The organism is Blastococcus sp. TBT05-19, assembly GCF_003319095.1.
Taxonomy (GTDB): domain Bacteria; phylum Actinomycetota; class Actinomycetes; order Mycobacteriales; family Geodermatophilaceae; genus Blastococcus.
The window spans coordinates 53,404-75,595 of sequence record NZ_QOHI01000007.1 but is presented as its reverse complement, the minus strand read 5'-3'; the positions used below and the strand labels follow the sequence as shown (position 1 = coordinate 75,595).

Genomic DNA, 22,192 nt, shown 5'->3' with positions numbered 1-22,192 from the left:
AACGCGCTGCTCGTCGGCGCTGGGGCTGGTTGACTCGTCGCATGGTTGAGCCCATGCCAGAGCCGGAGCCGTTGATCGATCCGAGCGAGCCGGCGCCCGACGACCCGGGCGAGCTCATGCCCGACACCCCGGACACGCTGCCGCCCCCGCCGATCGAGTCCACGCCCGACGACCCCGGCGGCGACCCGGGCGGGGTTCCCGAGCCCGCGTGAGCCGACTGCCGAGCTGCTGCCGCCACGGCCGTGGAGGACGACGACCCGGCCGGCGGTCCGGCCCGTTCCGGCTAGGTTCATCCGGGTGAGCTGGGCGGTGCATGCGCGCCGGGTGCGTGACGAGACCCTGCCGGTCGGTCGACGGGTCAGCTCGCTGCACTCACTGATCGCCGGCCATCACGCGCCGTTCGGCTTCCTCGCCACAGCAGCGCACCTGCGCGACACCGTCGGCGCGCGGCGAGGTCGGTGGACCGGCCGACAGGTCATCGAGGCCCTGGACCTGCTCGAGGAGTCACGCATCACCCACCTCGCCTATCGCGCGGAGTTCGCCGGGCGGCGGCGCAAGGAGAAGGCGCAGGGCCGCCGACGTCCAACCGCGGGCGACATCGCAGCACTCGGACGCGCGGAGTGGGGCAAGGACCCCGCAGAGGCCCGCACCCGGGTCCCGAGCCGGCGGGAGCGGGGCTCCGGATAAGGGTTTCCGCTCGCCTGGGAGACTGCTCCCGTGCTGTTGCGGATGTCGACCCTGTTCCTGCGGACCCTGCGTGACGACCCGGCCGACGCCGAGGTCCCCAGCCACCGGCTGCTCGCGCGCGGTGGCTACATCCGCCGCGCTGCTCCGGGCGGGTTCACCTGGCTGCCGCTGGGCTTCCGCGTCTTCCGCAACGTCGAGCGCATCGTCCGCGAGGAGATGGACGCGATGGGCGCGCAGGAGGTGCACTTCCCTGCGCTGCTGCCCCGCGAGCCCTACGAGGCGACCAACCGCTGGACCGAGTACGGCCCCAACCTCTTCCGCCTGCAGGACCGCCGGGGCAACGACTTCCTCCTCGGCCCCACGCACGAGGAGATGTTCACGCTCCTGGTGAAGGACCTCTACGGCTCCTACAAGGACCTGCCGGTCTCGCTCTACCAGATCCAGACCAAGTACCGGGACGAGGCGCGTCCCCGCGCCGGGCTGTTCCGCGGCCGCGAGTTCACGATGAAGGACAGCTACTCCTTCGACGTCGACGATGCCGGGCTGGACAAGAGCTACGCCGCGCACCGCGCCGCCTACATCCGGATCTTCGACCGGCTGGGCCTGGAGTACGTGATCGTCTCGGCGATGTCGGGCGCCATGGGCGGGTCGAAGAGCGAGGAGTTCCTGCACCCGACGTCGATCGGTGAGGACACCTTCGTCCGCTCGCCCGGCGGCTACGCGGCCAACGTCGAGGCGGTGTCCACCGTCGTCCCCGAGGCCATCCCGTTCGAGGGGCTGCCGGAGGCCCACGTCGAGGACACCCCCGACACCCCGACCATCGAGACGCTGGTCGCCGTCGCCCAGGAGATGTTCCCCGACGCCGGCTACACCGGTGCCTCGACGCTGAAGAACGTCGTCGTCACCCTGGTGCACCCCGACGGCAGCCGCGAGCCGCTGGTCATCGGCCTGCCCGGTGACCGCGAGGTCGACGCCAAGCGGCTCGAGGCGCAGCTGGCCCCCGCCGAGGTGGAGCCGTTCACCGACTTCGCCGGCAACCCCGCGCTGGTCAAGGGCTACATCGGCCCGCAGGTGCTCGGCAGCGAGAGCGCGTCGAAGATCCGCTACCTGGTCGACCCGCGCGTGGTGCCCGGCACCCGGTGGATCACCGGCGCCAACGAGCCCGGCAAGCACGTGTTCGACCTCGTCGCCGGCCGCGACTTCACCTGGGACGGCGTCATCGAGGCCGCCGAGGTGCTGCCCGGCGACCCCGCGCCCGACGGCTCCGGTCCGCTGGAGCTGGCTCGCGGCGTCGAGATGGGCCACATCTTCCAGCTCGGCCGCAAGTACGCCGAGGCGCTGGAGCTCAAGGTGCTCGACGAGAACGGCAAGCTCGTTACCGTCACCATGGGCTCCTACGGCATCGGCGTCTCCCGCGCCGTCGCGGCCATCGCCGAGTCCACCCACGACGAGCTGGGCCTGGTGTGGCCCCGCGAGGTCGCCCCAGCCGACGTGCACCTCGTCGCGACCGGCAAGGACGCCGCCGTGTTCGAGGCGGCCGAGGCCCTGGCCGCCGAGCTCGTCGCCGCAGGCCTCACGGTGCTCTACGACGACCGGCCCAAGGTCAGCCCCGGCGTGAAGTTCAAGGATGCCGAGCTGCTCGGCATGCCGACGATCGTCACCGTGGGCCGCGGCCTCGCCGAGGGCGTGCTGGAGCTGCGGGACCGGAAGACCGGCCAGCGCGAGGAGATCCCGGTCGACGGCGCCGCCGCCCGGGTGCTCACCGCCATCCGCGGCTGAGGTCCTTCTCCCGCGATCATGAAGTCCGGGACGCGCCACGCCGGTCGACGACGGCGCGCCGCTTCCCGGGCTTCATGGTCGCGGGGAATCGGGCGGCGTCGTGATCCACTGGCGCCGTGGCCCAGGACGTCGAGGAGCAGGTGGCGCTCAGCGCCCAGGTGGTCGAGCAGAACCTCGGGTTCGGCGACCAGGTGCACCAGCCGCGACCGATCGACCACCTCGCCGGCTTCCGCTCGCGCAAGGCGGCGGAGGCGGCGGGGGAAGAGCTGGTCGCGGCCGGATACCGCATCGACGGGCTGTACCGGCGGTTGCTCACGGTGTGGCTGGAGTTCAGCGCGATGACCGCCGTCGACCACGCGACCGCGGCCGCGTTCACCCGTGAGGTCGTCGGCATCGTGAACCGGCACGGCGGCACCTACGACGGCTGGGGCGGCTTCCTGGTCGCCGCCGACGACGAGGGTGCGCCCGGGGCCTGACGGGCCCCGGCGCCCGCCCTGCCGCGTCTGGCACAATCAACGGTCGAACACGTCGGGTGCGGCCCTCTCACCATGCCCGCGCGTGTCCATCGCTCGGCCCCGGCGTAACCCCACACGTCGCCCGGCGAGCAACCACACAGCGTTCGAGGAGAACACCACACACCGTGGCCACCAAGATCAAGCTCATGCGCCTGGGCAAGATGCGCGCGCCGTACTACCGCATCGTCGTCGCCGACGCCCGCACCAAGCGTGACGGCCGTTCGATCGAGACGATCGGCAAGTACCACCCCAAGGAGGACCCCTCGTTCATCGAGGTCGACTCCGAGCGTGCGCAGTACTGGCTGGGTGTCGGCGCGCAGCCGACCGAGGCCGTCGCCGCCATCTTCCGGGTCTCCGGTGACTGGCAGAAGTTCAAGGGCGAGCCGGCTCCCGCGCCGATGAAGGTCAAGGAGCCCAAGCCGGACAAGAAGGCCCTCTACGAGGCCGCTGTCCGCGCCGGCATGGACGAGCCCACCACCGAGGCGACCACCGCCAAGAAGAAGGCCGCCCCGAAGAAGGCCGCTGCCGAGGCCCCGGCCGACGCTCCGGCTGCCGACGCCGCTCCCGCTGCCGAGGCCGCTCCGGCCGAGACGCCGGCCGAGTAAGACGTGCTCGAAGAAGCGCTCGAGCACCTGGTCAAGGGCATCGTCGACAACCCCGACGACGTCACCGTCGACCTGCTCACCAACCGTCGCGGCAAGACCCTCGAGATCCGGGTGCACCCCGAGGACCTCGGCAAGGTCATCGGTCGTGGCGGGCGCACCGCGAAGGCGCTGCGCCAGGTGATGACCGGCGTCGGCGGACGAGGCCTGCGGGTCGACGTCGTCGACACCGACGGGCGCTGAGCACGAGCTCTTTGAGCACCCAGAACGAACCCACCGACACCGTGGTGGTCGGCCGCATCGGCCGACCCCACGGTGTCCGTGGTCTGGCCACCGTCGAGGTGCGCACCGACGACCCCGACCTGCGCTTCGCACCGGGCGCCGTCCTGCTCACCGAGCCCGCCGAGCGCGGGCCGCTGACCGTCGTCGACAAGCGCTGGCACAGCGGCACCCTGCTGCTGCAGCTGGCCGACCCGAGCGGCGCCGTCTACGACGTCCGCGAGGCGGTCGACGCGCTGCGCAACACCCTCCTGCTCGTCCCGATCGAGGACCTGCCGGAGATCGAGGAGCCCGACTCCTTCTACGACCACCAGCTGGTCGGCCTGGCCGTGCGGCTGCCCGACGAGTCGGTCATCGGCGAGATCACCGCGGTCCAGCACGAGGCCCAGGACCTGCTGGTCGTCCGCCGCAGCGAGGGCGGTGACGCGCTGATCCCGTTCGTCTCGGCGATCGTCCCCACCGTCGACGTCGCCGGCGGCTTCGTGGTGGTCGACCCGCCCGAGGGGCTGCTCGACCTGTGAGCTTCCGGATCGACGTCGTCACGATCTTCCCGGAGTACCTGGCGCCGCTGCGGCAGTCGCTGCTCGGCAAGGCGATCGAGCGCGGGCTGGTCTCCGTCGGCGTGCACGACCTGCGCCAGTGGACCGACGACGTGCACCGCACCGTCGACGACTCCCCGTACGGCGGCGGCCCCGGCATGGTCATGAAGCCCGAGCCCTGGGGCCAGGCGCTCGACGCCGTCCGCCCGCCCGGCACCCGGCTGGTCGTACCCACCCCGGCCGGGCGCCCCTTCACCCACGCCATGGCCGTCGAGTGGGCCGCCGAGCCCGGCCTGGTCTTCGCCTGCGGCCGCTACGAGGGCATCGACCAGCGGGTCGCTGACTGGGCGGCCGACGCGGGGCCGGTCTCCGAGGTCTCCATCGGCGACTACGTGCTCGCCGGCGGGGAGTCCGCGGTGCTGGTCATGACCGAGGCCGTCACCCGGCTGCTGCCCGGCGTCCTGGGCAACCGGGAGTCCGCCGAGCTCGACTCGCACGCCGACGGCCTGCTCGAAGGGCCGTCCTACACCCGCCCGGCCAACTGGCGCGGCCACGAGGTGCCCTCGGTCCTGCTCTCGGGCGACCACGCGGCCATCGACCGCTGGCGCCGCGCGGAGTCGCTGCGGCGCACCGCCACCCGCCGTCCCGACCTGCTGGCCGCGCTGCCCGAGGGCGCGCTCACCGACGCCGAGCGGGCGGCGTTCTCCGGTGAGTGACCGACCGGTGCAGCGGACGACGGCGCGCGTCGTCGTCCTGGACCCGGCCGGCCGCGTGCTGCTGCTCGGCGCCCGGCTGCCCGATCCCTCCGTCCCGCCCGCCGAGGTGCTGTTCTGGTACACCCCCGGCGGGGGAGTGGAGGACGGCGAGAGCCTGCGCGAGGCGGCCGTGCGAGAACTGGCCGAGGAGATCGGCCTCGTCGTCGAGCCCGCCACGCTCGAGGGCCCCGTCTGGCTGCGCCGGCACGTCGGCCCCTTCGGCGACCAGGTCTTCGACACCCGCGAGACGTTCTTCGTCCTGCGTGACGTCGTGCACGAGGTCGTGCCGGGCGCGCTGACCGAGCTCGAGGTGCTCGCCGACGAGCCGCACCGGTGGTGGTCGGCCGAGGAGCTGCTGAGCGCCACCGACGACCTCGTGCCCGGTGATCTGCCCGCTCTGCTGGCCGAGCTGCGGACCGGCCCGTGGACGGGGCCGCCGCGCATCGTCAGCTGAGGATGTGGCACAGTAGAGAGTCGCTGCTGACCGACGGCACCGCCGTCGGGAGCTCCTCGTGGAGCCGCAGCTCCCCGGAACGGACAGCCGGGGCGTTCCGCTGTCCGAACCGAGAATGAGCCATCTGAGACTGAGGACTGCCGAGATGAACACCCTGGACGCACTCGACGCCGACTCGTTGCGCGACGACATCCCCTCGTTCCGCCCGGGGGACACCGTCAAGGTGCACGTCCGCGTCATCGAGGGCAACCGGTCGCGCATCCAGGTCTTCCAGGGCGTCGTCATCCGCCGTCAGGGCGGTGGCGTCCGCGAGACCTTCACCGTGCGCAAGGTCAGCTTCGGCGTGGGGGTTGAGCGCACCTTCCCGGTGCACACCCCCGTCGTCGAGAAGATCGAGGTCGTCACCCGCGGTGACGTGCGTCGCGCCAAGCTGTACTACCTGCGCGAGCTGCGCGGCAAGGCCGCCAAGATCAAGGAGAAGCGCGAGCCCATCTCGCGTTGATCCCTCGCGGACACGCCTGACAGCCGGGACGACCGGCTGGAACTCGGCGGGTTCCCCGCGCCGTACGCTGCTCCTGATGAGCAGCGACCGGCCCGGGGGGCCCGCCGACGTCGTTCCCGGGGACGACGAGCCCGAGCGCACCCGCGACGAGACGGCGACGGCCGGCCGCAAGGCCAAGAAGAAGGGCTCGCTGCTGCGCGAGCTCCCGGTGCTGCTCCTGATCGCCTTCGTCCTGGCACTGGTGGTCAAGACGTTCTTCGTCCAGGCGTTCTTCATCCCGTCGGGGTCGATGGAGCAGACGCTGCACGGCTGCCCCGGGTGCACCGGGGACCGCGTGCTGGTGAACAAGGTGCCCTACTGGTTCGGCGAGCCCGAGCCCGGCGACATCGTCGTCTTCGAGGGCCCCGACACCTGGACGCCGGAGATCACCGTCGAGGAGCCCTCGAACTGGTTCACCGGCGCCCTGCTGTGGGTGGGTCGCACCCTCGGGGTCGCGCCGCCGAGCGAGGACGACTTCGTCAAGCGCGTCATCGCCACCGAGGGCCAGACGGTGCAGTGCTGCGACGTCGAGGGTCGGCTCACCGTGGATGGCGAGCCGCTCGACGAGCCCTACATCTTCGAGAACACCCCCATCGAACGGCGCCCCTTCGGCCCGGTGACCGTGCCCGAGGGCCGGCTCTGGGTGATGGGCGACCACCGCTCGGCCTCGGCGGACTCGCGGTCGCACGTGGGTGACGAGTACAGCGGCACCGTCGGTGTGGACGACGTCATCGGCAAGGCGTCGCTCATCGTGTGGCCGATCGACCGCTTCGGCACGCTCGAGTCCCCGGACATCCAGGGGCTGGGGTCCACCGTCGTCCCGGCCGGGGGATCGCAGTCGCCGGTCGGTGCCGTGGTCGCCGCGCCGTACGTCGTGGGCCTGCTCGGGGCGGTGCCGCTCACCGCCTGGCGCCGCCGTCGACGGCTCCGCCGCAGCGCCGCCTGATCCGCTCACGACGCCGGGAATGGTCGTCGTGGTGCGCGAGTGACGTGGCTCTCGCCATTACGTCGTGCGTGTACCAGTGAAAAAAATTGCTGGGAAAGCATTCAAGCAACCGTTTCACCCTTCCGATGGATGCATTGCACGGTCCCGGAGAATGAAATGGAGTCAGTTGTGTCTGCACCTATGGCGAGCACCGCCCGCGGAGTCACCCGCGTGCTCCTCCTCGCCGACGCGCCCGTCCTGCGTCGGGGGCTGGTCAGCATGATCAACGAGACGGCCGGCATGCAGTCGGTCGGCACCCCCGGCGAGCTGCGCCGCGCTCTCACGCTGGCCGAGTCCGCCCGCCCCGACGCCGTCGTCGTCGAGCTGGGCCAGGGCCGCGCCGCGACCCTCAACGCCTGCCGCGACCTCCGTCGCCGGTTCCCCCGCGTGGCGATCGTCGCGCTGGCCACCTCGGAGGACCCGGCTGTGGTCAACGAGGCCCTGGCCGCCGGCATCCGCGGCTACCTGATGATCAACACCTCGCCGACGCTGCTCGGCTGGGCCATCCTGGCCGCCCGCGCCGGTCGCACCGTCGTCGACCCGCAGATCCGCCGGGTCGAGCCCTCGGACGTGCCGGCCGCCAAGCCGTTCACCCCCGAGGTGCCGCTGACCCGCCGCGAGCAGGACGTCCTCGACGAGCTGCTTCAGGGTCAGTCCAACCGGCAGATCGGCCGCAACCTGTTCATCAGCGAGGACACGGTCAAGAGCCACGTCAAGGCCATCCTGCGCAAGCTGGGTGCCCGCGACCGGGCCCACGCCGTCTCGCTGGTCCTGTCCTCCCGCAGCCCCGGCTGCACCTGTGGGGCGCACTCCCTGCAGACCGCCGTCCCCGACGTGCCCGCCGACATCTGATCCGTCGGCACCACCCTTCTCCGGCATACGGGCCGGCCCCTTCCAGGGGCCGGCCCGAGTGCTTTCCCGGGCGTCGTACTGTCGGTCCGCGATGGCTGTCCGACCCACCCACACTCGATCGGCACCGGTCCGGCGCACTCCCGCCGCGGACCGGCCCGACGCGCTCTGGGACATGGAGCGCACCCTGCGCCGCCGCGGGTTCGAGGCGATCGCTGGAGCCGACGAGGCCGGGCGCGGGGCCTGCGCCGGCCCGCTCGTGGCGGCGGCGTGCATCCTCCCCGCGGGCAAGCGGGGTCGGGTGCCGGGGCTGGCCGACTCCAAGCTGCTGACGGCGGCCAGCCGCGAGCGGGTGTACGAGGAGATCGTGCAGCGCGCCGTCTCCTGGTCGGTCGTGGTGCTCCCGGTCGAGGACCTCGACGCCCGCGGCATGCACGTGACCAACATCGAGGCCCTGCGCCGGGCGGTCTCCCTGCTCGATCCCGGCCCCGACTACGTGCTGACCGACGGCTTCCCCGTGCCGGGGCTGGCGCGGCCGGGCCTGGCGGTGTGGAAGGGCGACCGCGTCGCCGCGTGCGTGGCCGCGGCCTCGGTGCTGGCCAAGGTGACGCGGGACCGGATGATGCTGGAGCTGCACGAGCGCTGGCCCCAGTACGACTTCGCGGTGCACAAGGGCTACATCACCGAGCTGCACACCGCCGCGCTGGAGCGCCACGGTCCGTGCCCGGAGCACCGGATGCGGTTCGTCAACGTGCGTGCCGCCCGCGACTCGTACACAGCCCGGGTGACCGGTTCGGCCGGCATGGTCGATGATGGGCCCATGCGCCCTGAGTCCCGAGCCCTGACGAGCACCGAGGACCGATGAGCACCGAGGACCTCGAGAAGTACGAGACCGAGATGGAGCTGCAGCTCTATCGCGAGTACCGGGACATCGTCCGCCAGTTCACCTACGTGGTGGAGACCGAGCGGCGGTTCTACCTGGCCAACTCGGTCGACCTGCAGGTGCGGGAGGCCGGGGGAGAGGTCTACTTCGAGCTGAAGCTCTCCGACGCCTGGGTGTGGGACATGTACCGGCCGGCTCGGTTCGTGCGCAACGTGCGGGTGCTGACGTTCAAGGACGTCAACGTCGAGGAGCTCGACAAGCCCGACCTCGAGCTGCCCGACAACCCGCGCCTCCCGTAGCGGGGTGGAGTCCTACCCGCCGGGCATCGTCGTCGAGCACGAACGGTCCTGGGCGTACTTCCCGGCGGATTGCGAGAAGCAGGGTTCGTGGCAGGAGGCCATCCGCCACCTCGACCAAGGCACTGCTCGCGGTCGCGCCAGACGCTTCACCAAGCGGTGGCTCCCCGTGCTGCGGGACACCCTCGACGACGCCTGCGTCGGCGTGTTCCTCCGCTCCTCCGCTGGGCTGTACCTCCCGCCGAGCGCAGTCGTCCGGCTCACCCGGTACGGGTACGACCCGTCCGTGCCCGCGGCGCAGGCGGTCGACGAGGTGCTGCAGGAGCTCCTCCGCCCCGAGAACCAGCGCGTCTCTCCTCCACTGATCGAGCCGGTACCGGGCTCGGCCGTCGGGGCGGTGCGCGTGCGCCACCAGGTGGCCGTCGACGGTGGGGGGTCGAGCGTGCAGGAGCACGCCCTCTGGGTCGTTCCCGTGGCCGGGGCGGTCTGGGCCCTCTCCACCTCGTTCACCGACCCCGTCGGTGGTGTGGACGGGCTGCTGTCGGAGCTCGATGCCTTGGCGAACGGGATGCGCGATCCCATGCGGAACGCCGACGTCCCCTTCGTCGTCCTCCGCCCGGAGATCCCGGAGCCGGCCGCAGCCGGGGGACTGTTGGTCGGGAACCTCCCGACCAGCTCCCTCACCATCGACCGTGAGCGAGGCGAGGTCACCTGGGTCGACGACGCCATCCGGCAGCGCCGCGTCCAGTTGCCGCTGGGAACCGGTCCCGGCGAGGTGGCAGGGCTGCTGCGCGCGATCTTTCCGCCCACGAAGATCGGACATCCACGGCTCCCCGACGTGTTCCGGGTGATGCTGGTCGACGACAGCGGGCGGGTGCTCGCCCGCAGTGCCGCGCGGCCGGCCTCGTGGCTGGACGAGATGTGGCCGGTGGAGCTGCTCGAGGCCAGCGGCCTGCCCGTGCAGACACGTCGGTTCGACAACACCCGGCTCCTCCACAAGGCGCATCCCGGAGCGGCGCCGTTGTGGGTCTTCACCGGTGGCCTGTGGCTGCTCATGCTCTGGGGGCTGCTCGGTGCGGCGTTGCTCCTCGCCGTCGGCGGGGCCCTTGCCGGCAATCCCATCTGGTCGGATTGGTCGGGCTTCTTCGGCGGCTGAGCAGGACGCCCGACCGGGTTGTCCACAGGTGCCCGTGAGCGCGCCACCTCCTCTCCGTCGGAACGGTTACGTTCCGCGGCGTCTGATGAGGAGGTGGTTCGGACGTGCCGGACATCGTGGTCGATCTCCCGCTGCTCCGCGAGACCGCAGGCGGTCTCGGGATGCTCATGCACGAGTTCCAGCGGTCGGCAGTGATCGTCGAGGACGCGGAGCCGGCCATCGGCCGGAACGCTCTCCTCGACGAGGTGCGTGAGTTCGTCGACGAGTGGTCGTGCAACCGCGAGAAGCTGCTCCAGTCGCTGCAGGCGGTCTACGAGGCGGCCACCCAGAGCCACGACGCCTACGTGCAGGTCGACAACGAGCTCGCCCAGGCGATCCAGGTCGCGACCGAGGAGTGCTCGCCGTGACCGCCACCCCGGTGGCGCCGGCATCCTTCGAGCCGCTGGACCACCGCAACGGAGTGCCGGGTGATCCCGAGGAGCTCGCCATCCTGGCCCGTCGGTACGCCGACACGGCGGCGGAGATCGAGGCGCAGGCAGCCAATCTGGCCGAGCTCACCTCGACGTCTCAGGAGGCGTGGAAGAGCGACGCGGGCGACAACTTCGTCGAGGTGGCCGGCGACCTGGCCGGCCGGATCGGCCGGGCGAGGGCGCGGTACGAGGCCGCCGCGCAGGCGCTCTCCTTCTTCGCCACCGCCCTGGAGGGCGTGCAGACCGAGGCGTACGACGCCGTCCGCCGGGCGCAGGTGGCGGAGGAGTCACAGCTCGCGCTGCGGAACTCCGCACCCGACGCGGCCGCACCCGGCGCGACACCCGAGCAGCTACTCGCCGCCGGTGCGGAGCACCAGGCGCACCAGCGGGCGCTGTTCGCCGCGGAGGACGACCTGGCCGCCGCACGCCGGGACTACTTCTTCGCCGTCGAGTCCTACGACCGGGCCGCGAGGGCCGCGGCCGAGATCCTGAGCACCGGGCGCAGCGGCGACGACCTGGCAGACGACTGGTGGGACGAGAACGCGTGGTGGATCGACGTCGTGCTCGACGCGATCGCCGTCGTCGCGCTGGTCCTGGTCATCGTTGCGATCGTGGTCGCCGTGCTCGTCACCGGAGGCCTCGCCCTGGCAGGCGCCGTGATGACGGCCAGCACGGTCCTCGGCTGCGTGTCGCTCGCCGTGCGCTCGGGCATGTGGGCGACGGGCAACGCCACGGCGGAGGACGTCTTCTGGGACTTCGTCGGGGTGATGACGTTCGGCGTGGGCAAGCTCGCCACGGCTGGGGTTCGCGGCGCGCTCGGGGTGAGCACGCGTCTCGCGGGAGCCCGCACGGGTGGCGCCGTCGTGACGGGCGCGGGCGCCGGCACCCGGCTCACCCGGGGGGTCACCTTCGTGGACGAGGACCTCGCAGCGGCCCTGTCCGCGATCCACCGGACCCGCACGGCCGGCGGCGCGGGGGCTCAGCTGACCGCGCTGACCGTGCTGGCCGACGTGATGGTGGTCGGTGCGGTGACCGCCCCGAACCTCTACCTGACCGGCAAGGCGGTGGCGGATCTCCCGGAGGCGGCCGGTGGTGCGCGGGAGCAGGCCGCCGAGGACCGCGCGAACCGGGTCGCCATCGTGGACCGCTGGTCCATGCCACTGGCAGGTGCGCGGTGACGGCACCGGCCCGCGCCGTCAGCGACTTCCGGATCCTGCTGCCGCCGGGATGGGCGCGCGTCCCCCTGGACGGGCGGGCGCCGCTGCGGATCAAGAACCTCGTCACCGAGCGGGTGCGCGACCTGCCCGCCCCGCGACGAGCGGAGCTGCGGGCATGGCTGACCCGGGAACTCACCGCGGCCATCGAGGCCGCGGCCCGGCAGGGCGGGATCGACGTCCTGCTCAGCGTCGACCCGGTCGCCGGCCGGCCGGTGCCGGCATCGGGGCTGATCACGCACGTGCGCGGACGCGGCGACGGCACGTTCGAGTCGCTGCTCCGCACGCTGGGATCCGGCGGCGAGGGCGTGCAGGTCCGCGAGCTGGGCGTGGTCGAGGTCGCGGGGGCCCGTGCCGTCCGCCGGCTCACGTCGCGGCGGGAGGAGGTGCCCGCCGAGGACGGCGGACCCGGCGGCGTGCTGACCGTGACGCAGGTCGACTTCTTCGTCCCCGTGCCGGGATCCGACGACCTGCTGCTGCTCACCTTCACCACGCCGGTCGAGCAGCTCGGGCCGCCCTTGGTGAAGCTCTTCGACGTCATGGGCGGGAGCCTGCGGTGGGTGCTGACCTGACCGGCGGGCCGCCCGACGTCGTCGTCGGCTTCTCCGCGGCGTGGTCCCACATGGGTCCGGACGACGACCTCGCGGACTGGGCCTCCGCCGCGGCCCGGCGGAGCTGGGAGCTGGCCGGGGTGGAGCCGTCCCCGCTCGACGCGGAGATCCTGGCGGCCGAGTACACGGTGCTGGGCAAGGCGGCCTTCGCGGTGCCCAGCTTCGGCGCCTTCGTGTTCTGCCCGGATCCGTCCGAGGGCGTCCGTGCCTGCGTCCGCCTGATCGGGCTGCGCTACCCGCCGGAGACCGAGGACGAGAGCATCGTCGAGGAGTTCCTGCTGCCCGCCGAGCAACAGCTGCTGCCGCCGCAGGTCGAGCAGTCGACCGGCACGGGGCTGCGACGGATCCGGATCCGGCAGCGCGCCTGGTCGGCCGACACCGGCAACGTGTCCGACCACATCGCCTACGTCTTCCCGTGCGACGAGGGCGCGTGGGCGCTGACCACGGCGCTGCCCGATCCGCGCGAGGCCGAGCTCCTCCTCGCCGACCTGGACCACCTCGCCGCAGGTCTGCAGCTTCAGCCTGCGCCCTGACCCGCCCCGCCGCTCATCCTCCACAGGCGCCGGCGCCGTCCACAGATGCCGGCGACCCCTTCGCCGGGACCGTCCGGCGCGGCACCGTCGAGGGGTGCCTCCCACCACTCAGCTCGGCGCCCGCGGCGAGCAGATCGCTGTCGCCTACCTGACCGACGTCGGACTCCGCGTACTCGACCGCAACTGGCGCTGCCGCGAGGGCGAGATCGACCTCGTCGCCCGCGACGGGAACGCCCTCGTCTTCTGCGAGGTGAAGGCCCGCCGCGGCCTCGGGTACGGACACCCGGCGGAGGCGGTCACGTTCGCCAAGCAGCGGCGGATCCGGGTGCTCGCGCAGCGCTGGCTCGCCGCCCACGACGAGCACGCCCGCGACGTGCGCTTCGACGTCGTCGGCGTGCTCGTGCGCCGCGGGCAGCCGGCAGTGGTCACCCACCTCCGCGGGGCGTTCTCGTGACCCTCGCCCGCACCTGGTCGGTCGGTCTCGCCGGCGTCCGGGGCGCGATGGTCGAGGTGGAGGTGGACATCGCCGCCGGCCTCCCGGGTGTCGCGCTCGTCGGCCTGCCCGATGCCGTGGTGCGGCAGTCGGTGGACCGCGTGCGTGCGGCGATCACCAACGCCGGAGGGGAGTTCCCGGCCCGTCGGATCACCATCGGCCTCTCCCCGGCGTCGATGCCGAAGCAGGGGAGCGGGTTCGACCTCGCCCTGGCCGCCGCGGTGCTGGCCGCCGCGGGCACGGTGCCGCGGCGGGCGGTCGACCGGATGGTGCTGCTGGGCGAGCTCGGGCTCGACGGGTCGGTGCGCGGTATCCGCGGCGTGCTGCCGGCGGTGTTGGCCGCGGCACGGGCGGGTCACGAGCAGGTCGTCGTCCCGGTGGCCAACGCCGCCGAGGCCGCGCTCGTCGACCGGATCCAGGTCCTGGCCGTCGAGACGCTCACCCAGCTCGTGGGGCACCTCAAGGGCGCGGCGCCCCTGGAGCCGCACCTGCGGGGCGAGCTGCCCCCCGAAGCACCCGTCCCTGACCTCGGCGATGTCGTCGGGCAGGCGGCGGGACGGCGGGCGGTCGAGGTGGCCGCCGCGGGTGGCCACCACCTGTACCTCGCCGGACCGCCCGGGGCGGGCAAGACGATGCTCGCCGAGCGGCTCCCGGGGCTGTTGCCCGCGCTGGACGAGCAGGCCGCGCTCGAGGTGACCGCGATCCACTCGATCGCCGGCACCCTCCCGGCGGAGGCGCCGCTGGTCACCCGGCCGACGTTCGAGGCACCGCACCACTCCGCCACGATGGCGGCCCTCGTCGGAGGTGGCTCGGGTCAGATCCGACCCGGTGCCCTCTGCCGGGCTCACCGAGGTGTCTTGTTCCTGGACGAGGCTCCCGAGTTCCCGCGGGCCGTGCTCGACACCCTGCGCCAGCCGCTGGAGCGGGGTCAGGTCACCATCCAGCGGGCGTCGGGAGCGGCCACGTTCCCGTGCCGGGCGCAGCTGGTGCTGGCCGCCAACCCCTGCCCCTGCGCGAGCGCGGCGGGCGACACCGCGTGCACCTGCAGCCCGCTGGAGCGGCGGAGGTACCAGGCGAGGCTGTCCGGGCCGCTGCTCGACCGGGTCGACCTGCGGGTCGAGCTCCCGCCCGTCACCCGAGCGGCGTGGCTGGACGGGCTGCCGGCGCCGGAGTCCACCGCCGTCGTCGCCGGTCGGGTGGCCGAGGCGCGGGCGGTGGCGGGGGAGCGGCTGGTCGGCACCGGCCTCGCGCTGAACAGCGAGGTGCCGGGGCGGATGCTGCGGGAGCGGTTCGCCGTTCCGCGGGCGTCGCTCCGGCTCGCCGAGCGGGCGCTGGAGCGGGGAGCGATCTCCGTGCGCGGTTTCGACCGCGTGCTGCGGGTGCGCAGTACCTGCAACTAGCTGAAGTAGCTCACATGCCACCCGGAGCACGGCCGTCGGCAGCATCCCGGCTGGCGGAGATCTCTGCTGCGTCACATGACGCACTAGGGTCTATGTCATGCAGACGAGTCCCAGCCCCACTGGTGCGCCAGCGGCGGAGACGCGGGGCGGATTGGGCGGCCTCGGGGACCTAGACGTCCTCGTCGGCGAGTAGTCCGCTCGCCGGGGCGTCTCCTCGCTAGGAGGTCCCTCGTGCCCATGCTTTACAAGGTTGGCGACCCCGACCCGCGTCCGAATCGGACCGACGAGACGCCGTGCTGTGACGCAGGCGATCCCGACGACTGGGGGTTCATCTGCACCATGGAGCCCCACCATGACGGCGACCACGTCGCCGGGACGGGCCTGATGGTGGTGGCCGTCTGGCCGCTGGAGCTGTAGGTGTAGGCCCCCGTCTCGCTCCCCGTGAGACGGGGGCTCCTTTATCGGCGATGCAGGCGTCCGCCCGACACGCCGCCACCGAGACTGTCTACGGCTCCTCTTCGCAGGTCGTCGGCTCCCACCGAGAGCGGCGGAAAGTTTGCGGTGACATTCCGCCCCTTGTCGCGGCTATGGTCCCGTCTCAGCCCCACGACGTGGGGCGGCCCCCAGGCCCGGTTGCAGCCGGACCCGAGGGCCTTGACTCCCCCTGACTGACCAGAGGAAGCCCACCATGATCTTGCCTGCCGTCCGCCCCGATGTTGAGCCCCTGTCCGCCGAGGACATCGAGCGCCAGGGCCAGGGCCTCCACGGCCTCCTTCTCGCCGAGGCCCGCGCCGTCGTCGCGGCGGTCCTGTCTGATGACGCCGTTACCTCCGAGGACGTGGCGGCGGTGCTCCACGGCGTCGCCGGGGATGACGTCGCGGACGAGACCTTGGCGGCCCTCGCCGACTGCCTCACCGCGTGACTGCCGGGGACTGGGCCGCCCTGGACGGCGCCCTTCTCGCGTTCCGTGTCCATGGTGTGACGGCGGTGGAGTGCCGGGGCGACCGAGGCGCCGTGGTCGCTGATGTCCACGTCCTGGACGGGCCACACAAGGGCAGCGTCGATCTAGAAGTGCCCATCGCCGCCAGACTCCTCCGGAACCAGCTCGCCGCGAGCGCTGGTAGCGCCGTCCTCGGGCGCCTGAGGAAGGCACCCGCGAAGCCAGGGCAGAGCCCGTCGTGGGTGCTTAGGGCCGTGACGCCGGAGGATCGGGCCGCCGGACTCCGGTGGAGCCGCGACCACGGCGGCGCGGTGTAGTGCAGGCCTCCGCAACGCATGAAGGCCCCCGCCCCTCCAGAGATGGAGGACGGGGGCCTTTGTGGTTCTTGGTTCACGGACTAGGCATCGGACCGTCATTGAGTCGTTCCGCCTGGTCCTCGGTGGTCATCCCGAGTGAGCTCAGAATGTGCCTCGGCCGCCCCAAGCGGCCCTCGGGACCCTGCCGAGTGGACTCGACATCCACGCTCACCCGCTGCCCAAGGTTCGCCCTGACGGCCCCAAGCAAGCGTTCGGGGATGCCGCCGCTGATCTCTTCGCCGTTGTCGAGAATGAGCCAGAACATGCGCTTGCGCGTTCGCAGCCCGTCCAGAGTCCCCTCATAGCGATGCCGCTCGGTCAGCGTGATCGGCTCATCGGCGATGGCGAGCACCAGCCGGGCGGTGCGACGGCCCAGACGAGAACGAGTCGTGACCCGCGAGGGCCGTCGCAACGTCAACGTCAGGTCGGCGTCGGTCCGCTCGATACTTCGAGCCAGCGCCGCCAGCGCCGCTCGCACCGTGCTCGTAGACGCCAGGATGGCCCCCTGGGCCGCCTCGCTGAGGAGGTCTCCGTCCTCGTCCTCATCATCGGGGAGGGTGCCAACGAGCTGCGCTAGGGCCATCTCCGCCCATGTGGTCGGCTCGTGGCCGAAAAGGTCCGGGGGCTCACTGGCCGGGACCACGGTGAGAACAACGGACCCAGGGCTGGGCGCCAAGACGTCGAGCTGGTGGCGGCCGATTCGCTGATCGGTGATGCGCTGGGGATCGGTCACGGTGGGTCGCAGGGAATCGCCGACGAGCGCCGTGGCGCGTTGTAGCGCCTCCAGCACCTCATAGAGCTGGTCCGCCGGGGCTCGATGTCCGACGACTCTCGACCCACCGAAGCGAAGCTCCAGTCGTGTGCCGGACGCATCCTCGCCGGTTACGTCTTGGAGCAGCGAGGCCTGCGACTGACGTCGGAGCCTGGCGAACGGCCCGTCGTCCACCTCCAAAGCAGCGATGTTGTCCCGGATGAGCCCCGCGAGGTCGCCCTGGTTGATGCTGCTCACCACGACACCTCCAAATAGCCCTTCGCTGCACCGGGCACGATGAGTCCAGTGTCGTCCTTGACGGCAGACCAGGTCGTGTCCCAGATGAGTTCTTCCCTGGCGTTGCCGTGCTGCGCGATGAAGGCGTCCACAAGACCTCCCATCGGCTGAGTTCCGGCAGATCGGTCGGTTAGTTGGGAGCGGACCAGGATCTCATCGGTTGGGGTCAGCCCCATCACGTCCGCATCGTGGACCATGAGTACGACATCCACGTCCTTCGGCGGTGACGTCTTGTGCGTCACGAACCCGCCATTGAGCCAGGCGGTGCCGCCCGTGGGAAGCAACGTCCGCATCGAGTTCAGCCACCCTTGCAGCGCCCGGTACAGGCTTCTGCGGTGCTCCGTGTGGGGTGCTTGGTCCACGAACAGGGTCCGCACGTCTGCCCAGGTCGCGGCGTGCCGTCCGGGAGGCAGATATCCCGATGGTCCTACTGACAGCGGGCCTGGCCCAGTCACTTCACTACCCCCGTTGGTCGTGCCTGCTCCGAGCAGTGTGGCGATCATCGCAACGGGCGGCGCCAGCCGCGACGCCACGGTCCCCTAGACGGGGGACGATGGCGTCGCGACCTAGCTAGGACCGTCCCCCTCGCTTGAGCCTCCGCAGCTCGAAGTTCAGGGCCTCCATGCCCTCCTGCCAGCCGCCGCTATGGGAGTGGAGGTGGACCTCGCCTACAAGCGGGGCGGACTGGCCGCCGCTGGCGATGAGCGCCTTGTAGTCCTGCATCTCCCGGTTGGTGAGGACGGCCTCCGGCTTCCCGGTGGCGTTCATGACCGGAGTGAGACCGGGCTCCAGGACCCCGCCCTGGTCGAAGAAGGAGACGTGGGGGTGGTCGCGGTGCTGGAGCGTGTCGCTCCGGCCGCCGCCGGGGTGCCCGTAGGGCTTCCACCCCGCGCCACCGTTGGCGATCCGGTCGCGCCAGATGACGTACTTGGTGCCGAAGACGCCGGGGTTGGTGCGGAAGTACTCGGCTATCTCGGTCCCGAGCCGGATGCCCTCGGGGCTCCGGTAGTTGGGGATCATGACGTCGATGGCCTTGCCGAGAGCGTGGTCCGACGGCGTCCCGGTCCCGGCGATGTTCCGGCGGGCGAAGCCTCCGATGTTCGTGAGGCCCCAGCGCTGCATGACGTAGGCGCGGGCAGCAGCGGCAGCGGGGCCGAGGCCGTTTACACCATTCGCCGTCTTGGCGCCCCGGTAGCCGGAGCCGCCGAGGCTCAGGCCGTCGTAGAGGGCCTTCGCCTTGTCCAGGAGCTTCGTCCCGACCGACCGGGCGAGGCCGACGAGGCCCTCCCCGAGGATGCCGCCGCCGAAGCCGCCTCCGCCGTTGATGGCGTCGATGACGTCGGTGATACCGCCCGATCCGGGAATCCAGTCCAGAGCGGTGCTCAGCCAGCCGGGGAGGTCGATGATCCCGCCGTCGGCGTGCGACTGGTCCTTAGCGAGAGCGGCAGCGACCGCACGAGCGCCGCCGGTGCGGGCGAGCTTGTTCAGCGTGTTGACGCCGTGGACGCCCATGGCCTTCGTGAACTCCGGGCGCATGACGGCCTCACCTCCGGAGAGGTGGAGTCGGCCGCCGGTCGGGGAGACGAAGTGGTGGACGTCGCGGCCCGGCGTGTAGCCGGGGAGGACACCACCGGTGGCGTACTCCATGCGGCCGGAGAGCTGGCGGTTCGCGGGGGCGTAGACGCCACCACGAGCGAGCTTGAACTCCGCGAGGTCGCCGCCGCCCCAGAGGTCGTTGATCGTGTTCCAGAGCTTGCGGAGGCCGTCGTTCCAGACGAAGTCGATGACCCACTGAACAGGCCCCATGAGGGCGTCCTTGAGGGACTCCCAGGTCTGCTTGATCCAGTCCACGGCGGTCCCGAAGCCGCTCTTCACGGTCTCGACGGCGGAGGAGAACTTGTCGAAGACCGGCCGGATCAGGTTGTCGTAGACCCAGCCGAAGCCGGAGGCGAGGTCGTCCCAGGCGTCACCGATGAAGCCGAAGACGGGCTTGAGGACGCTCTCCCAGAGCCAGGAGGCCGCCGAGGAGACGGCGTCCCAGACGGGCTGGAGGACGTTCTCCCAGGCCCACTGGATGTTGGAGAGCAGGGTGCTCCAGCGGTCTCCGATGAAGCCGAAGACGGGCTTGAGTACGTTCTCCCAGAGCCACGACGCGGCGGCGGAGACGGCGTCCCAGGCAGGCTTGAGGATGTTCTCCCAGGCCCAGGAGATGCCCTTGACGAGGTAGTCCCAGCCGGTCTTGATGCCCTCCCAGGCGGGCTTGAGGGCCTCCTCCCAGAGCCACTTCCCGAAGTCTCCGACCTTCTGGAGAGCGCCGGTGACGACGTCACGGAAGGTCTCGGAGTGCTTCCAGGCGAGGACGAGGCCGCCGACGAGGAGGCCGAGCAGGGTGACGACCTTCAAGATGGGGTTGGCGCTCATTGCGGCGTTGAAGACCCACTGGACGGCGCTCCACGCCTTGGTCGCGGCGGAGATCAACTTCGTCTGCTTGAGCCACTGGGCCATGCCTCCAGCGGCGGCTACGGCCATCGACGCGGCGTGGGCAGAGGTGGCGAGCTTGAGAGCGGCGTAGGCGCCAACGAGCGTGTAAACGGCCCATTCGTTGTCGGAGAGCCAGCCAGTGACGTCGCGGAGGACGGGGGCGAGGAGCTGGATGGCCTCCCAGGCCAGCTTGAGCCCGCCGCCGAGGATCACGCCGAGGACCGGGCCGAGGTCGGCGGCGACGTCGCGGAGGTTCCCGAAGGTGCCGACGAGGTCGTTCCAGAGTGGGAAGAGCTGGTCGGCGGCCGTGCGGATGATGTCGATGTGCGCGCCGGTGTTACCGAGGATGTTGTCCAGCACCTCGGCGACGCCCTGGGCGTCCTGGTCGGCCAGAGCACCCATGAGGTTGGGGGTCTGGTCCACGATGACCTGGAACTTGGCGGAGATCGCGGAGAGGCCGGTCTCCATCGCCACGGCGGCTCCGGCCATGGCCGTCTTGATCGACGGGATGAGCGGCGTCATAGCTGACGCCAGATTCATCTGGACGGTGTCCTTCATGGTGGAGAAGAGGCCGGAAAGGCTCTGGCTCTGCTTCTCCATGAGCCCGTTGAAGCGCTCCAGGCCCTTACCGGTCTCCAGGGCCGTCATGAGCTGTTCCAGCTCCTTGCGCCCCAGCTCGCCGTTCTGGGCCATCGCGGCCAGCTCCTCCTTCGCCTTGCCGGTGGCTCCGGCGAGGAGGTCGAACACGGGGATGCCCGCGTCGCGGAGCTGGTTGAGGTCCTCGGCCGTGATCCGACCGGCCGCGTTCATCTGCTGGATGGCGACCGTGGCCCGCTTGACGCCCTCGGCACCGGTGCCCATGCCGGACGTGACGTTGCCCAGCGTGGTCATGATCGGGATGACCTTGGAGGCGTCGATCCCGATGGAGATGAGCGAGGACGCGGCGGTCTGGAGTTCGGGGAACTCGAAGGGGGTCTTGGCGGCGAACTTCTGGAGGTCGCGGAGGAAGGCGTCGGCCTTCTGAGCCGAGCCAAGCATGGTCTCGAACCCGATGCGGGCGGTCTCCATCTCGGCGGCGACCTTGAGGCCGAGACCAGCTCCGGCGGTGGCAGCACCGAGGCCCGCCGTGAAGGCCGCCCCGGCGAGCTTGCCCAGCTTGCTGAGGGTGCCGGAGATCCCGCGCTCGGCGGCGGATCCGAAACCAGAGGTGTCTGGCCGGATACGAACCCGGGCTTCTCCCAGGAGTGTCGTCATGGCGACGCCCGCCAGTGGGCGCATTCGTTGCTGTTGAGGGTCATCGGATCAACTCCGGATCTGGAGGGGGGCGGGTGAGAGCGCCGCCGGAACGCAGAAAGCCCGCGTCCGGCGATCCGGAGGCGGGCTCTCTGGCGAGACGGCGTGTGGAGCTAGGGGGAGGGTGAGAGGAGAAACTCGGGGCGGAGAGCCGCGACGGCGGCACGCATCTCGTCGGCGGTGGAGCCAGTGACGCGGTCGAGGGGGAGAGCCCAGTCAGCCGAGAGCCTCCAGCGGAGGTACTCCAGATGAGGGGGCGTCTCGGCGTCGGTGGGGCGGGCCATGGGGGCTCCGTTCATGGGGCGTGCGGGTGAGGGCGGGGGCGACGCCGGTGGCGACGACGTGGGCCGCCAGCACGGGCCGGGGTCGTCGCCGTGGGCGCTCGCCGGTGCCTGGCGTGCTGGGAGGTTCGGCGTCAAGCCGCCGTTGACTGCCGACGCGGCGGGGTCAGTAGACGTATCGCCGCAAGTAGTGCTCCCGGCGAGCCCGGTACCTCGCTCGGAAGTCGAACGCGTCAAGGGGCTCGCCGAGCGACGCGGGCCGGAGGGCCGCCTCCTCCTGCGCGAGGCGCTCCGCCTCGCGGGTGCGGGCGGCTGGAGTGACGCCGTGACGGCGGGCCGCCTCGGCTCGGCCCGCCTCGGTGGACGTGTGCCGCCCCTCGTCGGTCACGCGGCACGGGCAGCGATGCGGCGCTGGGCCTCGGCGCGACCGTCGGCGGCGGAGGTCAGGCGGGGCTCATCGGCCTCCGGGACGTCATCGCTGTCCCGGTGGGTGGCGGTGCCGGGGGCGTCGCCGGTGCCCCGGCCCTTCGGGTAGCGGGCACGGGCGGCGGCCACGCCGTCGGCCCAGCCGAGCCGTCGGGGCTGGTCGGCGTCGGTGGAGCGATCCCCGGCGGAGACGCCGCGAGCGTCCTGGTCGGCGAGCGCCGCTCGAAGCTTGGCTCGCAGGCTCTCGACCGCGGCCTCAGCGGTGGCCAGGGCGTCGCGGGCGGCGTCGATCTCGGGGGTGGGGGTCATGTGGGTCCTTCAAGACG

Annotated in this window: 27 protein-coding genes; 23 read left to right on the top strand and 4 right to left on the bottom strand. The window is 71.7% G+C overall.

Going from position 1 to position 22,192, the window contains the following annotated elements; genetic code table 11:
• The first annotated feature begins 53 nt into the window (after nucleotides 1–53).
• The 23 genes from DQ244_RS19730 (at nucleotide 54) to DQ244_RS17270 (ending at nucleotide 15,963) form a co-directional block, all read left to right on the top strand.
• The gene (locus tag DQ244_RS19730) at nucleotides 54–212 is read left to right on the top strand and encodes a hypothetical protein (RefSeq protein WP_199580477.1); all 159 of its coding nucleotides are present in this window, start codon (nucleotides 54–56) and stop codon (nucleotides 210–212) included.
• 85 nt (nucleotides 213–297) lie between these two features.
• Nucleotides 298–687, top strand: a complete 390-nt coding sequence (locus DQ244_RS17375) for a hypothetical protein (protein WP_147251558.1) — start codon at nucleotides 298–300, stop codon at nucleotides 685–687.
• Between the two features lie 42 nt (nucleotides 688–729).
• Nucleotides 730–2,466 (top strand): proline--tRNA ligase, encoded by a 1,737-nt coding sequence (locus tag DQ244_RS17370; protein WP_233491694.1) that lies wholly within the window; start codon nucleotides 730–732, stop codon nucleotides 2,464–2,466.
• Nucleotides 2,467–2,582: 116 nt separating this feature from the next.
• Nucleotides 2,583–2,942 carry a ribonuclease E inhibitor RraB gene (locus DQ244_RS17365; RefSeq protein WP_113812769.1) on the top strand — a complete coding sequence of 120 codons (360 nt, stop codon included), beginning with the start codon at nucleotides 2,583–2,585 and terminating at the stop codon, nucleotides 2,940–2,942.
• Nucleotides 2,943–3,106: 164 nt separating this feature from the next.
• Nucleotides 3,107–3,586, top strand: coding sequence for a 30S ribosomal protein S16 (gene rpsP, locus DQ244_RS17360; protein ID WP_113812768.1), 480 nt, complete (start codon nucleotides 3,107–3,109; stop codon nucleotides 3,584–3,586).
• A gap of 3 nt (nucleotides 3,587–3,589) precedes the next feature.
• Nucleotides 3,590–3,826, top strand: coding sequence for an RNA-binding protein (locus DQ244_RS17355; RefSeq protein ID WP_104524997.1), 237 nt, complete (start codon nucleotides 3,590–3,592; stop codon nucleotides 3,824–3,826).
• A gap of 11 nt (nucleotides 3,827–3,837) precedes the next feature.
• Entirely contained in the window at nucleotides 3,838–4,383 is a 546-nt protein-coding gene (gene rimM / locus DQ244_RS17350; protein ID WP_113812767.1) for a ribosome maturation factor RimM, read from the top strand.
• Nucleotides 4,380–5,117 carry a tRNA (guanosine(37)-N1)-methyltransferase TrmD gene (gene trmD, locus DQ244_RS17345; protein WP_113812766.1) on the top strand — a complete coding sequence of 246 codons (738 nt, stop codon included), beginning with the start codon at nucleotides 4,380–4,382 and terminating at the stop codon, nucleotides 5,115–5,117. The genes rimM and trmD overlap by 4 nt, the downstream gene beginning before the upstream one ends.
• Nucleotides 5,110–5,610 carry an NUDIX hydrolase gene (locus DQ244_RS17340; protein ID WP_113812765.1) on the top strand — a complete coding sequence of 167 codons (501 nt, stop codon included), beginning with the start codon at nucleotides 5,110–5,112 and terminating at the stop codon, nucleotides 5,608–5,610. Before trmD ends, DQ244_RS17340 begins: the two co-directional genes overlap by 8 nt.
• A 145-nt stretch (nucleotides 5,611–5,755) precedes the next feature.
• Nucleotides 5,756–6,112, top strand: coding sequence for a 50S ribosomal protein L19 (gene rplS, locus DQ244_RS17335; RefSeq protein ID WP_113812764.1), 357 nt, complete (start codon nucleotides 5,756–5,758; stop codon nucleotides 6,110–6,112).
• A gap of 76 nt (nucleotides 6,113–6,188) precedes the next feature.
• A complete protein-coding gene (gene lepB, locus DQ244_RS17330; protein ID WP_113812763.1) occupies nucleotides 6,189–7,097 on the top strand; it encodes a signal peptidase I in 909 nt (302 codons plus the stop codon).
• 180 nt (nucleotides 7,098–7,277) lie between these two features.
• Entirely contained in the window at nucleotides 7,278–7,988 is a 711-nt protein-coding gene (locus tag DQ244_RS17325) for a response regulator transcription factor (RefSeq protein ID WP_113812762.1), read from the top strand.
• A gap of 172 nt (nucleotides 7,989–8,160) precedes the next feature.
• The gene (locus tag DQ244_RS17320; RefSeq protein WP_233491693.1) at nucleotides 8,161–8,850 is read left to right on the top strand and encodes a ribonuclease HII; all 690 of its coding nucleotides are present in this window, start codon (nucleotides 8,161–8,163) and stop codon (nucleotides 8,848–8,850) included.
• Nucleotides 8,847–9,167 carry a DUF2469 domain-containing protein gene (locus DQ244_RS17315; protein ID WP_089336022.1) on the top strand — a complete coding sequence of 107 codons (321 nt, stop codon included), beginning with the start codon at nucleotides 8,847–8,849 and terminating at the stop codon, nucleotides 9,165–9,167. Before DQ244_RS17320 ends, DQ244_RS17315 begins: the two co-directional genes overlap by 4 nt.
• 4 nt (nucleotides 9,168–9,171) lie before the next feature.
• Entirely contained in the window at nucleotides 9,172–10,320 is a 1,149-nt protein-coding gene (locus DQ244_RS17310) for a hypothetical protein (protein WP_113812760.1), read from the top strand.
• Between the two features lie 104 nt (nucleotides 10,321–10,424).
• Nucleotides 10,425–10,727 (top strand): hypothetical protein, encoded by a 303-nt coding sequence (locus DQ244_RS17305; protein ID WP_113812759.1) that lies wholly within the window; start codon nucleotides 10,425–10,427, stop codon nucleotides 10,725–10,727.
• Nucleotides 10,724–11,968: a hypothetical protein gene (locus DQ244_RS17300; RefSeq protein WP_147251557.1), complete on the top strand. Its 1,245-nt coding sequence runs from the start codon at nucleotides 10,724–10,726 to the stop codon at nucleotides 11,966–11,968. The genes DQ244_RS17305 and DQ244_RS17300 overlap by 4 nt, the downstream gene beginning before the upstream one ends.
• Complete coding sequence (locus DQ244_RS17295) at nucleotides 11,965–12,576, top strand: hypothetical protein (protein ID WP_113812757.1); 612 nt, start codon at nucleotides 11,965–11,967, stop codon at nucleotides 12,574–12,576. Before DQ244_RS17300 ends, DQ244_RS17295 begins: the two co-directional genes overlap by 4 nt.
• Nucleotides 12,561–13,148: a hypothetical protein gene (locus tag DQ244_RS17290; protein WP_113812756.1), complete on the top strand. Its 588-nt coding sequence runs from the start codon at nucleotides 12,561–12,563 to the stop codon at nucleotides 13,146–13,148. Before DQ244_RS17295 ends, DQ244_RS17290 begins: the two co-directional genes overlap by 16 nt.
• 94 nt (nucleotides 13,149–13,242) lie before the next feature.
• Nucleotides 13,243–13,602, top strand: coding sequence for a YraN family protein (locus DQ244_RS17285; protein ID WP_113812755.1), 360 nt, complete (start codon nucleotides 13,243–13,245; stop codon nucleotides 13,600–13,602).
• Nucleotides 13,599–15,041 (top strand): YifB family Mg chelatase-like AAA ATPase, encoded by a 1,443-nt coding sequence (locus DQ244_RS17280; protein WP_113812754.1) that lies wholly within the window; start codon nucleotides 13,599–13,601, stop codon nucleotides 15,039–15,041. Before DQ244_RS17285 ends, DQ244_RS17280 begins: the two co-directional genes overlap by 4 nt.
• Before the next feature lie 231 nt (nucleotides 15,042–15,272).
• Nucleotides 15,273–15,458 carry a hypothetical protein gene (locus tag DQ244_RS17275; protein ID WP_113812753.1) on the top strand — a complete coding sequence of 62 codons (186 nt, stop codon included), beginning with the start codon at nucleotides 15,273–15,275 and terminating at the stop codon, nucleotides 15,456–15,458.
• A gap of 271 nt (nucleotides 15,459–15,729) precedes the next feature.
• Entirely contained in the window at nucleotides 15,730–15,963 is a 234-nt protein-coding gene (locus DQ244_RS17270) for a hypothetical protein (RefSeq protein ID WP_113812752.1), read from the top strand.
• A gap of 408 nt (nucleotides 15,964–16,371) precedes the next feature.
• Here DQ244_RS17270 and DQ244_RS17260 read toward each other — a convergent pair whose 3' ends face one another.
• From DQ244_RS17260 to DQ244_RS17240, 4 genes are all read right to left on the bottom strand, one after another.
• Nucleotides 16,372–17,346 carry a hypothetical protein gene (locus DQ244_RS17260; protein WP_113812750.1) on the bottom strand — a complete coding sequence of 325 codons (975 nt, stop codon included), beginning with the start codon at nucleotides 17,344–17,346 and terminating at the stop codon, nucleotides 16,372–16,374.
• Nucleotides 17,343–17,888, bottom strand: a complete 546-nt coding sequence (locus tag DQ244_RS17255; RefSeq protein WP_407060697.1) for a DUF6932 family protein — start codon at nucleotides 17,886–17,888, stop codon at nucleotides 17,343–17,345. The genes DQ244_RS17260 and DQ244_RS17255 overlap by 4 nt, the downstream gene beginning before the upstream one ends.
• Nucleotides 17,889–17,955: 67 nt before the next feature.
• Nucleotides 17,956–21,120 (bottom strand): tape measure protein, encoded by a 3,165-nt coding sequence (locus DQ244_RS17250; RefSeq protein ID WP_158544606.1) that lies wholly within the window; start codon nucleotides 21,118–21,120, stop codon nucleotides 17,956–17,958.
• Between the two features lie 704 nt (nucleotides 21,121–21,824).
• On the bottom strand, nucleotides 21,825–22,175 hold the full coding sequence (locus DQ244_RS17240; protein WP_113812746.1) for a hypothetical protein: 351 nt from the start codon (nucleotides 22,173–22,175) through the stop codon (nucleotides 21,825–21,827).
• Between the last annotated feature and the right edge of the window lie 17 nt (nucleotides 22,176–22,192).

Bases quoted from the DNA above. Each gene is read 5' to 3' on its own strand.
- DQ244_RS17270 (WP_113812752.1), top strand. From the start codon at position 15,730: ATGATCTTGCCTGCCGTCCGCCCCGATGTTGAGCCCCTGTCCGCCGAG.
- DQ244_RS17250 (WP_158544606.1), bottom strand. From the start codon at position 21,120: ATGACGACACTCCTGGGAGAAGCCCGGGTTCGTATCCGGCCAGACACC.
- rplS (WP_113812764.1), top strand. From the start codon at position 5,756: ATGAACACCCTGGACGCACTCGACGCCGACTCGTTGCGCGACGACATC.
- DQ244_RS17315 (WP_089336022.1), top strand. From the start codon at position 8,847: ATGAGCACCGAGGACCTCGAGAAGTACGAGACCGAGATGGAGCTGCAG.
- DQ244_RS17325 (WP_113812762.1), top strand. From the start codon at position 7,278: ATGGCGAGCACCGCCCGCGGAGTCACCCGCGTGCTCCTCCTCGCCGAC.
- DQ244_RS17320 (WP_233491693.1), top strand. From the start codon at position 8,161: ATGGAGCGCACCCTGCGCCGCCGCGGGTTCGAGGCGATCGCTGGAGCC.
- DQ244_RS17370 (WP_233491694.1), top strand. From the start codon at position 730: ATGTCGACCCTGTTCCTGCGGACCCTGCGTGACGACCCGGCCGACGCC.
- DQ244_RS19730 (WP_199580477.1), top strand. From the start codon at position 54: ATGCCAGAGCCGGAGCCGTTGATCGATCCGAGCGAGCCGGCGCCCGAC.
- lepB (WP_113812763.1), top strand. From the start codon at position 6,189: ATGAGCAGCGACCGGCCCGGGGGGCCCGCCGACGTCGTTCCCGGGGAC.
- DQ244_RS17255 (WP_407060697.1), bottom strand. From the start codon at position 17,888: ATGATCGCCACACTGCTCGGAGCAGGCACGACCAACGGGGGTAGTGAA.
- DQ244_RS17240 (WP_113812746.1), bottom strand. From the start codon at position 22,175: ATGACCCCCACCCCCGAGATCGACGCCGCCCGCGACGCCCTGGCCACC.